The following is a 12,972-nucleotide window of genomic DNA, read 5'->3' as shown; positions in this document are numbered from 1 at the left end:
CACCCTGGGCGGGAGTCGGCGTGGGCGGACGGAGCCGGGCGGTCCACGTGGTGGTGCGGGACCGGTGCCGTGGAACGGGTGGGCGGTTCATCGCGGGGTCCCGGGGGTGGCGGTGTCGTCGCGGAGCCGTGCGGCGAAGCTCCTCAGCCGCGCGTACTGCTCGGCCAGTGCCGACGGGCCGTCGCCGACCGGGTCCTTGAAGTAGAAGCCGAGTTCGCTCAGGGGCCCGGTCAGGCCCTTCTCCCGGGCGCGTACGGCGAGGCGGGCCAGGTCCAGGACGAGCGGGGCGGCGAGGGCCGAGTCGCAGCCCTGCCAGATGGTCTGGAGGATCATGCGGGAGCCGAGGAAGCCGTCGAAGGCGATGTGGTCCCAGGCCGTCTTCCAGTCACCGAGGGCGGGTACGTCGTCGATGTGGACCTCGCCCTCCGGAGTGGCGCCGAGGGTGTCGGCGAGGACGCGTTCCTTGCCGGCGTTCTTCGCGGCGGCGGCCGCCGGGTCGGCGAGGGCGGCGCCGTCGCCCCCGCCGAGCAGGTTGGTGCCGGACCAGGCGCGCACGGTGAGGGCGCGTTGCAGGAACATCGGGCCGAGTACCGCGCGCAGGAGGGTCTGACCGGTCTTGCCGTCACGGCCCGCGTACGGCACGCCCGAGGACGCGGCGAGTTCCGCCAGCGTCGGGTGGTGCAGGCCCGTGGACGGGGTGAAGTTGACGTAGGGGCAGCCGGCGCGCAGGGCGGCGGCCGCGTAGAGGGAGCTGGGCGGCAGTGAGCCGTCGGCGGGCGCGGGCTCGGTGGAGGCGACGTTCACCACGACGGCGCCCGCGAGGTCCTGGCGGCGGACGAAGTCGCGGATGTCATCCGCGAACACGTCGATCCAGTCGTCGTCGGTGCGGGCGGGGCCGTCGTCCGTGTCGCCGGGCACGGGGCCGCCGGACCTGATCTCGCGGTCGGCGGCGACGAGTTCGGTGTGCACCGCGGACGGCAGGCCGTGCGGCAGCACACCCCCGTCGGCGAGGTGTTCCGCACGCTTGGGGAGCGGGCAGTCGACGGTGTCGTGACCGCCGAAGACGAGGGACGACAGCGCCGGCAGACCGCACGAGGCGAAGTCGGGGGTCTCGGTCACCATGCCGGTCGGCGGGTGGAGCCCGGCGGCGACGGCGGCGCAGCCCGCGATGGCGGTCGTGGCCACGGATCCGCGTGCGCCGATGAACCAGACGCCGAAGCGCGGGGCCGGGGAGGGGGTGGGGAGGGACGGTTCGGCGGACATGGGCAGCCTCCTTGTCGTACGCGAACCTGGTGCGAGTGCCGGCGGGGGACGAGCGGGGGCCGGGCTGGGCGGGCGGGCCCGGCGGGACGGCGGGCGGAGGTCCGGCGTCCTCCGCCCGCCGCCGTCTGGGTCGCCCTCAGGAGGGCAGTTCGCCCTTAGGAGGGCAGTTCCTTCAGCTGGATGTTGCGGAAGGAGACCTGGTCGCCGGCGCCGTGGTTCTGGAGGCCGATGTAGCCGTCGGTCAGGCTCCGCTCGGGGTCCTTGTTGGTGAAGTCGTTGATCTTGACTCCGTTGAGGAACACCTCGAGGCGTTCCCCGCGGACCTTGATCTCGTAGGAGTTCCACTGGCCGGGCGGCCGCAGGACCTGGTCACGGGCCTTGATGTCCGCCGACTGGAAGGAGTAGACGGAGCCCGTGGTGCGGTCGGGCGCGTCCGTGGCGTCGATCTGGATCTCGTAGCCCTTGTTCACCGCGGACCAGGGGTCGTCGGAAGCGGGGAAGCCCACGAAGACACCGGAGTTGTCGTCGCCCTGCATCTTCCAGTCGAGCTTGAGGGAGTACGACCCGAGCTCCTTGGCCTGGTACCAGAGCAGCCCCATGCCGCCCTCGGTCTCCATCACACCGTCCTTGACGACGAACTTGCCGGGACCGGCCTGCTTCCAGCCGTCCAGGGTCTCGCCGTTGAAGATCTCCCGGTAGCCCTTGTCCGGCTTGCAGTCCGCCTTGACCTGGCCGGTGGCGTACTGCAGACCGCCGAGCAGGTGGGCCTGGAAGGCCTCGTCGGCGTAGGACTCCTTGGTGTGGCCGCCGCCGGTGTAGAAGGAGCGGCCGCCGCCGTAGCTCTGGCACCAGGCGATCGGGTGGTCGCCCTTCATGTTCCCGCCCTGGTAGGTGGTCTCGTCGAGGGTGGCGAGGACCTTGGCCTGCTCACGCGGGTTGGTGCGGTAGTTGTACCACTCGTCGGTGCGCTCCCAGGTGTCGCCGAGGTGCGCGGTGGACGGGTGGTCGTGGTCGTGGACGCGCACGGTGGCCTTCTGGATGGCCGGGTGCGAGTGGAAGTAGGCGCCCACGAGACCGCCGTAGAACTCCCAGTCGTACTCGGTGTCGGCGGCGGCGTGGATGCCCATGTAGCCGCCGCCGTTCTTGACGTAGTCCTCGAACGCCTTCTGCTGCTCGGCGTTCAGAACATCGCCGGTGGTGGAGAGGAAGGCCACCGCGTCGTAGTTGGCGAGGTTGGCGGTGGTGAACTGCCGGGCCTCCTCGGTGGCCGTGACGGAGATGCCGGCCGGACCGCCCAGCTCCTTAAGCGCGGCGACGCCTGCGGGGATGGAGTCGTGCCGGAAGCCCGCCGTCTTGGAGAAGACCAGGACCTTCTTGCCGCCCTTGAACGGCTCCTTGGAGAACTCGAAGTCGTCGATGTCGTACAGCGCTCCGTCGCCGCCCCGGAAGACCAGGTAGATCTCCGTGGTGCCCTTGGGCAGCGACCGCAGCGGCACGTCGACGTTCTGGAACGTCTCCCAGCTGCCGGTCGGCGGGATGTACGCGGAGCCGTGCAGCTTGCCGTTCGGCGAGCCGGTGCGCAGCTCGACGAAGCCGCCGGTGCCGCCGGAGGAGGCGCGGACGGTCATCTTCTTCTGCCCGTCGAACCGGTAGGGGCTGAAGGAGATCCAGTCGCCGTCGTCGATGTTGCCGACGGTCTTGCCGCCGTGCGCGCCGGTCTTGTTGATCACCGAGACGCCCTGCTGGGTGCCGAAGTGCTCGGCCTGGCGGTGCGGCGGCTGGATCACGGTGCGGGCGGTGCCGGTCAGGGCCTCCTGGCCGTTGGCCCCGCCGTCGGTGTAACTGGCGCCGACGACACCGTAGATGTTGGCGTTGGGGTCGTGACCGCCGTCGCCGGCGGGGGGCTTGAGGGTGCCCTCACAGCCCATTTCGCTGGTCAGCTCGTGGGCGTGGGAGTCGTGGCCGATGCTGTAGGCGACCTTGACCTTGGAGCAGTCGACGGTCTCCTCGGGGTCGGTGACCTTGACCTTGAAGGGGACGGGCTCCCCCATGGGCAGCAGGGTGCCGTTGCCGGGGACCTCGATGGTCACCTTGGGCTCGGTGTTGCCGACCACGATGCGGACGCTGGCGTTGCCGGTGTTGCCCTCGGGGTCCTTCGCGGTGAAGGTCGCGGTGTAGGTGCCGGTCTTCTTGTACGTGTGGGTGGGGGTGAGTCCCTCGCCCTTGGTGCCGTCGCCGAAGTCCCAGCCGTAGGTGAGGTCCGGGGAGTCGGCGTCCTTGGCGGAGGCGGTGAACTTGACCTTCAGGCCCGCCGCACCCGATGTCCTGTCGGCGCGGGCCTCGGCGATCGGGGAGAAGCCGTCCTCGGCGTTCTCGATCCGGTACAGCGCGGAGTTCTCGTCGCCCTGGAACCAGGAGAGGCCGTAGTCGAGGACGTAGAGCGCGCCGTCGGGGCCGAACTCCATGTCCATGATCTGGGTGCCGGTCCACGGGAAGTCGTTGATCTTCGCGACGGAGCCGTCTTCGGTCTGCTCGATCCGCTTGATCCAGCGGCGGCCGAACTCGCCCGCGAAGAAGTCGCCGTCGAACTCCTCCGGGAACTTCACCGAGGAGTCGAGCTCGGCGTCGTAGCGGTAGACCGGGCCGGCCATCGGCGACTCGGAGCCGCTGCCGAACTCGGGCACGGAACCGCCGTCGTACGGAATCCAGGCGGGCTGGGCGGGCGGCAGGTCGACGAGGCCGGTGTTGTGCCGCGAGGTGTTCTTCGGGGCACCGCAGTCGAACTTCTCGCCGGAGGCGCCGGTGGCGAAGTCGTAGTCGGTGTAGGCGTCGTTGTCGCCGGTGCAGAATGGCCAGCCGAAGTTGGCGGCCTTGGTGACCTTGGCGAACTCGACCTGGCCGCCCGGGCCCCGGTCCGGGTCGGCGGCGCCGGCGTCGGGACCGTAGTCACCGACGTAGACGGTGCCGGTCTTCTCGTCGACGCTCATCCGGAACGGGTTGCGGAAGCCCATCGCGTAGATCTCGGGGCGGGTCTTCTCGGTGCCGGGTGCGAAGAGGTTGCCCTCGGGGACGGTGTAGGAGCCGTCCTCGGCCACCTTGATGCGCAGGATCTTGCCGCGCAGGTCGTTGGTGTTGCCGGAGGTGCGGCGGGCGTCGAAGGCCGGGTTGCGGTCGGCCCGTTCGTCGATCGGCGTGTAGCCGTCGGAGGCGAAGGGGTTGGTGTCGTCGCCGGTGGACAGGTAGAGGTTGCCCTCGGCGTCGAAGTCGATGTCGCCCCCGACGTGGCAGCAGATGCCCCGGGAGGCCGCGACGTCCAGGACCTTCTTCTCGCTGGCGAGGTCCAGCGTGCCATTGGGGTTGAGGACGAAGCGGGACAGGCGGTTGACCCCGTCGAACTTCTTGAAGTCCTCGGCGGTGCCCGTCTCCGGGGCGTCGCCCGCGGGGGTGTCGAGGGGCGGGGCGTAGTACAGGTAGATCGCCCGGTTGTTCTCGAAGTCCGGGTCGACGCCGACGCCCTGCAGGCCCTCTTCGTCGTGGCTGTAGACGTCGAGCCGACCGGCGACCTTGGTGACGCCGCCCTGGTCGGTGATCCGCAGGGTGCCGTCGCGCGAGGTGTGCAGGACGCTGCGGTCGGGGAGCACGGCGAGCGACATCGGCTCGCCCATCTCGGGCTCGCCCTTGGCGAGCGGCACCTGCTGGAACTGCCCTTCCGCGGCCGCCGGTTCGGCGTCCGGCTGGGCGCCGGCGATGGTCGCCGGGGTGCCCACGGCCAGCAGCAGGCCGGTGAACAGGGCGAGGGGGGTGCGAAGTCTGTGACGCCTGGTGGCGTTGCTGGATTTGACTCTGCTTCTGTGCACGAAGTCCCTCCGGGAACGAGGTGGGGCCTTGCGGAACAGGTGCGAAGACGAGTGGTGGGTGCGGTCTGTGCGGGCGCCGGGGTGCGCCGTCACCCCGGAGACGTGGGTGTCCTGAACACTGCAGGGACGTTAACCGCGTTCTTCCGGGGCCAACACCCCTTGAACCGAATCTGGTTGAACTTTTTCCCAACCCAGGACAAAGCGGGACGCGGGCAGGCCGGACCGGGGACCGGCGCTGTCGCCGGCCCCCGTCCCCGACCTGCTGTCGGTCCTGCGGTCAGCTGTTGAAGGCGGCGTCGAAGGAGGCGCTGGGCGGCTCGAAGTCGAAGGCCTTGAGACGGTTCAGCGCCTCGGGTGCGCCCTGGAGCCGGTCCATGCCCGCGTCCTCCCACTCGACGGACACCGGACCCCGGTAGTCGATGGAGCGCAGCATGCGGAAGACGTCCTCCCACGGGACGTCCCCGTGGCCGGCGGAGACGAAGTCCCAGCCGCGCCGGGGGTCGCCCCAGGGCAGGTGGGAACCGAGGCGGCCGTTGCGGCCGTCGAGGCGCTTGCGGGCCTCCTTGCAGTCGACGTGGTAGATCCGGTCGCGGAAGTCCCACAGGAAGCCCACCGGATCGAGGTCCTGCCATACGAAGTGGGAGGGGTCGAAGTTGAGGCCGAAGGCCGGCCGCCGGCCCACCGCGTCGAGGGCGCGGACGGTGGTCCAGTAGTCGTAGGCGATCTCGCTGGGGTGGACCTCGTGCGCGAAGCGCACGCCCTCGGCGTCGAAGACGTCCAGGATCGGGTTCCACCGCTCGGCGAAGTCCTCGTAGCCGCGCTCGATCATCGACTCGGGGGCGGGCGGGAACATGGCCACGAGGTGCCAGATGGCGGAGCCGGTGAAGCCGATGACGGTGTCGACGCCGAGGAGGGCCGCGGCGCGCGCGGTGTCCTTCATCTCGGCGGCGGCCCGCTGCCGTACGCCCTCGGCCTCGCCGTCGCCCCAGATGCGGGCGGGCAGGATCGCCCGGTGGCGTTCGTCGATGATGGCGTCGCAGACCGCCTGTCCGACGAGATGGTTGGAGATTGCCCAGCACTTCAGCCCGTACTTCTCGAGCAGTTGGTGACGGGACTCGACATAGGAGGGGTCGGCGAGGGCCTTGTCCACCTCGAAGTGGTCGCCCCAGCAGGCGAGCTCGAGTCCGTCGTAGCCGAAGTCGCGGGCGAGTCGGCAGACCTCCTCCAGCGGCAGGTCGGCCCATTGGCCGGTGAACAGCGTGAAGTTGCGCGGCATGCGTGTCCGTCCTCTCAGGCGGCGATCGGTGTGTAGACGGAGTTCTTCTCGGCGCTCTCCTCCACCGCCGCCAGGACGCGCTGCACCTGCAGCCCGTCGGCGAAGGAGGGGTCGGGGTCCCGGCCTTCGGCCACCGCGTGGACCAGATCGCGGGCCTGGTGCACGAAGGTGTGCTCGTAGCCGAGGCCGTGGCCCGGCGGCCACCACGCCTCGAGGTAGGGGTGGTCGGGTTCGGTGACGAGGATGCGGCGGAATCCGGCGTGCGTCGCCGGCTCGGTGCCGTCGTGGAACTGAAGCTCGTTGAGCCGCTCCAGGTCGAAGGCCAACGACCCCCGTTCGCCGTTGAGTTCGATGCGCAGGGCGTTCTTGCGTCCGGTGGCGTACCGGGTGGCCTCGAAGGAGGCGAGGGCGCCGGAGGCGAAGCGGCCGGTGAACAGGGCGGCGTCGTCGACGGTGACCTGTCCGGTGCCGGCGGCGGAGACGGCGGCCAGGCCGCTGCTGGGGGCGCTGGGCAGCGGCCGCTCCCGTACGAACGTCTCGGTGAGCGCGGAGACGCCCGCGAGCTGCTCGCCCGCCAGGTACTGCGCCAGGTCGACGATGTGTGCGCCGAGGTCGCCGAGCGAGCCCGAGCCGGCCTGCTCCCGGCGCAGCCGCCAGGTGAGTGGGAAGGCGGGGTCGACCAGCCAGTCCTGCAGATACGCCACCCGGACGTGCCGCAGGGTGCCGATCCGGCCCTCGGCCACCATCCGCCGGGCCAGTGCGGTCGCCGGCACCCGGCGGTAGTTGAAGCCGACCATCGCCAGCCGGCCGCGCGAGCGGGCCTCCTCGGCGGCGCGGGTCATGGCCTCGGCCTCGGCGACGGTGTTGGCGAGGGGTTTTTCGCACAGCACGTGCTTGCCCGCGGCGAGGGCGGCCAGCGCGATCTCGGCGTGGCTGTCACCGGGGGTGCAGATGTCGACGAGGTCGATGTCGTCCCGCTGGACCAGGGCGTGCCAGTCGGTCTCGGCCTCCGCCCAGCCGTGCCGGTCCGCCGCCGCGCGCACGGCGTCGGCGTCCCGGCCGCAGATCACGGCCAGTTCGGGGCTGAGCGGCAGGTCGAAGACGCGGCCCGCGGTGCGCCAGCCCTGGGAGTGGGCGGCGCCCATGAAGGCGTAACCGACCATGCCGATGCGCAGCGGTGGCTTACCCGTCCGATCCCCTTCGGACGCTTGCGGCTGTGCCATTCGGATGTCCTCCTCGTCGTCGTGTCGGGCGGGGTGGGCCCCGCCCGGTGGGCTGGTCAGGCCCGTGGGGCGGGGCTCCTCACTTGAAGCCGGTGGACATGTACTGGTCCACGTTCTCCTTGTCGACGACGGCCGAGTAGCAGGTCACCGACGAAGGGATCTCGAACTCGGCGAGGCCGCCGACGCCCTTGCCCTGGCCGAGGGCGCGGGCCAGGTCGATCGCGGAGGCGGCCATGGTCGGCGGGTACAGGACGGTGGCCTTCAGGACACCGTTGTCGGCCTTGATGGCCTCGAAGGCGGAGAGCGCGCCCGCGCCGCCCACCATCAGGAACTCGTCGCGCCCGGCCTGTTCGATGGCGCGCAGCGCGCCCACGCCCTGGTCGTCGTCGTGGTTCCACAGCGCGTCGATCCCCGACTGGGCCTGGAGCAGCTGGGCCATCTTGGCCTGGCCGGACTCGACGGTGAACTCGGCGGCCTGGCGGGCCACTTTCTTGATGTTGGGGTAGTTCTTCAGAGCGTCGTCGAAGCCCTGGGTGCGCTGCTTGGTCAGCTCCAGGTTGTCCAGGCCGGCCAGCTCCACGACCTTGGCGTTCTTCTTGCCCTTGAGCTTCTCGCCGATGTAGTGGCCGGCGTTGAGACCCATGCCGTAGTTGTCGCCGCCGATCCAGCAGCGGTACGCCTGGGGGGTGTTGAAGATCCGGTCGAGGTTGACGACCGGGATGTTGGCGCGCATCGCCTTCAGCCCGACCTGGGTGAGCGCCTTGCCGTCGGCGGGCAGGATCACCAGGACGTCGACCTTCTTGTTGATGAGGGTCTCGATCTGGCCGATCTGCTGGGCGGTGTCGTTGGAGCCCTCGGTGATCTCCAGGGTGACGTCCGAGTACTTCTCGGCGCGCTTCTTGGCGTTGTCGTTGATGGCGTTGAGCCAGCCGTGGTCGGCCTGGGGTCCGGCGAAGCCGATGGTGACCGGCTTGCCGGGCTTGTCGTCGGCGGCGGGCTGGTCGTTGGCGGCCGGCTCGTCGCTGGACTCGTTGCTCGTGCAGCCGGTGACGAACGCGCCGGCGGACACGGCGGCCGCTCCGAAGAGCAGTCCTCTGCGGCTGGCGAAAGGTGTCTCTGGCATGGCGGTGAACCCTTTCCTAGGTCGTGCTCGCGGTACGGCGCTGGACCAGCACGGCAGCGACGATGATCGCGCCCTTGGCGATCTGCTGGACGTCGGTCTGCAGGTTGTTCAGGGCGAAGATGTTGGTGATGGTGGTGAAGATCAGGACGCCGAGGACGGAGCCGACGATGGTGCCCCGGCCCCCGGTGAGCAGGGTGCCGCCGATGATCGCGGCGGCGATGGCGTCGAGTTCGTAGAGGTTGCCGTTGGTGTTCTGGCCGGAGCCGGCCAGGACGATCAGCAGGAAGGCCGCGATGCCGCAGCACAGCCCGGACAGCAGGTACAGATAGAGCCGTTGGCGGCGTACGTCGATGCCGGCCAGCCGGGCGGCCTCCGCGTTGCCGCCGACGGCGACGGTGCGGCGGCCGAAGGTGGTGCGGTTGAGGACCAGCCAGCCGATGACGGTGACCGCGGCGAACACCAGGACCAGCGGCGGTATGCCGAGGATGTAGGAGTCGCGTTCACCGAGGTCGAGGACGCTGTCGACGGTGACGATCTGCGTCCGTCCGTCGGTGATCTGCAGGGCGAGTCCGCGGGCGGAGGCGAGCATGGCGAGGGTGGCGATGAACGGGACCATCCCGCCGTACGCGATCAGCACCCCGTTGACCAGTCCGCATCCCAGTCCGACCAGTACGGAGGTGAAGAGGATGCCGCCGAAGCCGAACTCCTGGGTGGCGACTGTGGTGGCCCACACCGAGGCGAGGGCGACGATCGCGCCGACCGACAGGTCGATGCCGCCGGAGATGATGACGAAGGTCATGCCGACGGTGACGACACCGATGACGGACGACAGGGTGAGGATCAGCTGAAGGTTGCGGGTGTCCAGGAACTGGTCCGGTTTGGTGATGCCGCCGATGAGGATCAGTACGGCGAGTACGCCGAGCAGCGACATCGTGCGGACGTCGGCGCGGAACAACACGGCGCGCCAGGCGGGCGTTTCGGCGGCCACTTGATCGGCCTTACGTTCGCCCGTCGGCCCCCTCGGGTGAAGTTTGCTGAGCACAGGCAATTCCCCTCAATGAGCGCCCTATATTGGCTAGTGCCTTCAGGCGACGGTCAGGGCTTGACCGCCATGAGGCCGATCAACGGCCGCTTGGGAAGCCATCTCCTTCGGGAAACGGCGGAGTCACGACCAGGTCGAGTACACGAAACTCGTCCAGTTCCTGCGAAGGGCCGGAGTGGACAACCCGGCCCTCGCGGAGAACTACCACCCTGTCGGCCAGCCCCAAGACCTCGGCGATCTCACTGGAGACCAGCAGCACGGCGAGGCCCTCGTCCGCCAGCCGGCGGACGACCGCGTACAGTTCGGCGCGGGCGCCGACGTCGACGCCGCGGGTGGGTTCGTCGAGCAGCAGCACCCGGCAGCCGCGCAGCAGCCAGCGGGCGAGCACGGCCTTCTGCTGGTTGCCGCCGGACAGGGTGCGCACGGGCACGTCGGGGTTGTCGGGCCGCAGGGACAGTTCGCGGACCGCCGCGCGCGCCGCCCCGAGTTCGGCGCCGCGGTCGATCCAGCCGGCCCGTGCGAAGCGGGACATGGAGGAGACCGACACGTTGCGGGTGACGGACTCCAGCATGAGCAGGGCCTGCGCCTTGCGTTCCTCGGGGGCGAGCCCCAGCCCGGCGCGTACGGCGGCCCGCACACTGCCCGGCTTCAGCGGCCGCCCGCCGACGAGGACCCGGCCGGTGTCGGGCTTGCGGGCGCCGTAGATCGTCTCCAGGATCTCGGAGCGTCCCGAGCCGACGAGTCCGGCGAGCCCGACGATCTCCCCGGGGCGCACCTCGAGGTCGAGCGGGGCGAACTCGCCCCGCCGGGACAGTCCTTCGACGGTCAGCACCGGTTCGCCCCGCGGTGCGGTGGCGGGCCGCTGCGGGAAGACGTACTCGACGTCGCGTCCCGTCATCAGCGCGACGACCTCACGGGTGGGCGTCGACTCGGCGGGCAGTCCGCCGGCCACGGCCCGGCCGTCCTTGAGGACGGTCACCCGGTCGCCGATGCGCCGGATCTCCTCCAGACGATGCGAGATGTAGACGACGGCGACCCCGTCGGCGGTGAGGTCCCCGACGATCCGGAAGAGGTTGTCGACCTCGTCCGGGTCGAGCGCGGCGGACGGCTCGTCCATCACGATGAGCCGTACGTCGTGGGAGAGCGCCCGCGCCATCGACACGATCTGCTGCTGTGCCGCGGACAGGTCCCCGACCAGCCGGGCCGGGTCGATCTCCGGGTGCCCGAGCCGCTTGAGGAGTTCGGCGGTCGACGCCCTGGCGGCCTTTCCCCGGACGACGAACCCGGCGGTGGTGGGTTCGTGGCCGAGGTGGACGTTCTCGGCGACGGACAGGTGTTCCACCAGGTCGAGTTCCTGGTAGATGGTGGCGATGCCGAGACGCATGGCGGCGATCGGCGAGCGCAGGGTGACGTCGTCGCCGCGCCAGCGGATGGTGCCCGAGTCGGGCTGGTGGGCGCCGGCCAGCACCTTGATCAGGGTGGACTTTCCGGCGCCGTTCTGGCCGAGCAGGCAGTGCACCTCGCCCGCCTGGACGTCGAGGTCGACGCCGTCCAGGGCCCGGACTCCGGGGAAGGACTTGGTGATGCCGGTCATGCTGAGCAGCGGTGGTTCTGATGCCATGCGGATTCCCCTCGGCGGGCGTACGGGCCGGTGTCAGGGCGATCCCCTTGCGGGGCAGGCGTTTTCAGGCAGGGCGGAGCAGAGCGTTGGCGGGGGCCTGTTGATGGTGGTTGGGTTTGGCGGGGGGCAGTGCTGCTTACGCGGGTGAGAACAGGTGGTCGCTGATGAGCCGGGCTCCGCCGATGACTCCGGCGGTGGGGCCCAACTCCCCCAGCACGATGGGCAGGTTGCCCGTGGCCAGGGGCAGCGACCCGCGGTAGACCTGGGTGCGGATGGCGGCGAGCAGGTTGTGGCCGAGGCCGGTCACCCCGCCGCCGATCACCACCAGGCCGGGGTTGAAGAAGCTGACCAGGCCGGCGATGACCTGGCCGGTGCGGTTGCCGCCCTCGCGGATGAGATCGAGGGCGGTGGCGTCACCGGCCGCGGCCGCGGCGGCGACGTCGACGGCGCTGAGCGTGCCGTTCGCCTCCAGCCGGCTCGCGAGTTCGGCGGAGAGTTGCTGCTGGGCGGCCTCGGTGGCGTCCCGGGCGAGGGCCGCTCCGGAGAAGTGCGCCTCCAGACAACCCCGGTTGCCGCAGGCGCACGGGCGTCCGTCGGGCACGGCCTGGATGTGCCCGATGTCGCCCGCACTGCCCGTCGTACCGCGGTAGACTTCCCCGCCGACGACGATGCCGCAGCCGATACCGGTGCCGATCTTGACGACGAGGAAGTCGTGCACGGTGCGGGCGACGCCCGCGTGCTGCTCCCCCATGGCCATCAGGTTCACGTCGTTGTCGACCATGACCGGGCAGCCGAGGTCCTGGCTGAGCGCCTCCCGCACGGGGAAGCCGTCCCAGCCCGGCATGATCGGCGGAGCCACCGGAATGCCCTCGGGGAAACGGACCGGGCCCGGGACGCCGATGCCGGCGCCGTCGAACCCCTCCGCGAGCCCCGAGGCCTTCAACTTGGCGGCCATGGACAGTACTTGCTCGAAGACCGCGACCGGTCCCTCGCGTACGTCCATGGGCTGGTTGATGTGCCCGAGGATCTCCAGTTCGGCGTTGGTGACGGCGACGTCGACCGAGGTCGCGCCGATGTCGACGCCGAGGAACCGCAGATGCGGGTTGAGCCGGATGTTGTGGGAGCGCCGGCCGCCGCGCGAGGCGGCGAGTCCGTCGGCCACGACGAGTTCCGTCTCCAGCAGCCGGTCCACCTCCACAGCCAGTTTCGACCGGGAGAGGTCGACCTGGTCACCCAGCTGGGCACGGGAGTTGGGGCCACCGTCGCGCAGCAGCCTGAGCAGTCGTGCCTGGTGGGCGTTCGCGGGTCGCGCGGTCATACGTCTCACGAGCCCCTCCCCGCCTCATCGGCCTGTGCGCGCCGGATTCCGGCCACGTTCTGTGGCGTTCCTTCGGATGGGAAAGTAGCAGCGCTTGCCCGAGGTGGGAAGAAGTCGCGCAGGAATTGACCCCTACTTTTTCCACTCACAGGACAAAGAGTGGGCGTAGCTGCGGGCAGTCGTGCCGCTGGGGCGGCACGGGTGGGCGCAGCGGCACCCGGCAAGCGCCGGTGGCCGAAAGTGTTGCGC

8 protein-coding genes are annotated in these 12,972 nt (G+C 70.4%); all 8 read right to left on the bottom strand.

Going from position 1 to position 12,972, the window contains the following annotated elements:
- Positions 1 to 87: 87 nt before the first annotated feature.
- The gene (locus tag AB0L56_RS10310; protein WP_365421163.1) at positions 88 to 1,263 is read right to left on the bottom strand and encodes an inositol-3-phosphate synthase; all 1,176 of its coding nucleotides are present in this window, start codon (positions 1,261 to 1,263) and stop codon (positions 88 to 90) included.
- Positions 1,264 to 1,418: 155 nt separating this feature from the next.
- Positions 1,419 to 5,120 carry a ThuA domain-containing protein gene (locus AB0L56_RS10305; protein ID WP_365421160.1) on the bottom strand — a complete coding sequence of 1,234 codons (3,702 nt, stop codon included), beginning with the start codon at positions 5,118 to 5,120 and terminating at the stop codon, positions 1,419 to 1,421.
- Between the two features lie 277 nt (positions 5,121 to 5,397).
- Positions 5,398 to 6,396, bottom strand: coding sequence for a sugar phosphate isomerase/epimerase family protein (locus tag AB0L56_RS10300; protein WP_365421157.1), 999 nt, complete (start codon positions 6,394 to 6,396; stop codon positions 5,398 to 5,400).
- Positions 6,397 to 6,410: 14 nt separating this feature from the next.
- Entirely contained in the window at positions 6,411 to 7,619 is a 1,209-nt protein-coding gene (locus AB0L56_RS10295) for a Gfo/Idh/MocA family oxidoreductase (protein ID WP_365421154.1), read from the bottom strand.
- 79 nt (positions 7,620 to 7,698) lie between these two features.
- On the bottom strand, positions 7,699 to 8,742 hold the full coding sequence (locus tag AB0L56_RS10290) for a substrate-binding domain-containing protein (RefSeq protein ID WP_365421151.1): 1,044 nt from the start codon (positions 8,740 to 8,742) through the stop codon (positions 7,699 to 7,701).
- Positions 8,743 to 8,758: 16 nt separating this feature from the next.
- Positions 8,759 to 9,730 carry an ABC transporter permease gene (locus tag AB0L56_RS10285; RefSeq protein WP_365421148.1) on the bottom strand — a complete coding sequence of 324 codons (972 nt, stop codon included), beginning with the start codon at positions 9,728 to 9,730 and terminating at the stop codon, positions 8,759 to 8,761.
- A 133-nt stretch (positions 9,731 to 9,863) separates the two neighbouring features.
- Entirely contained in the window at positions 9,864 to 11,405 is a 1,542-nt protein-coding gene (locus AB0L56_RS10280) for a sugar ABC transporter ATP-binding protein (RefSeq protein ID WP_365421145.1), read from the bottom strand.
- A 136-nt stretch (positions 11,406 to 11,541) separates the two neighbouring features.
- Positions 11,542 to 12,723 (bottom strand): ROK family protein, encoded by a 1,182-nt coding sequence (locus tag AB0L56_RS10275; protein ID WP_361029772.1) that lies wholly within the window; start codon positions 12,721 to 12,723, stop codon positions 11,542 to 11,544.
- Positions 12,724 to 12,972: the final 249 nt, after the last annotated feature.

Source organism: Streptomyces sp. NPDC052079, assembly GCF_040680275.1.
Taxonomy (GTDB): Bacteria; Actinomycetota; Actinomycetes; order Streptomycetales; family Streptomycetaceae; genus Streptomyces.
This window is presented reverse-complemented; position numbering and strand designations above follow the sequence as displayed.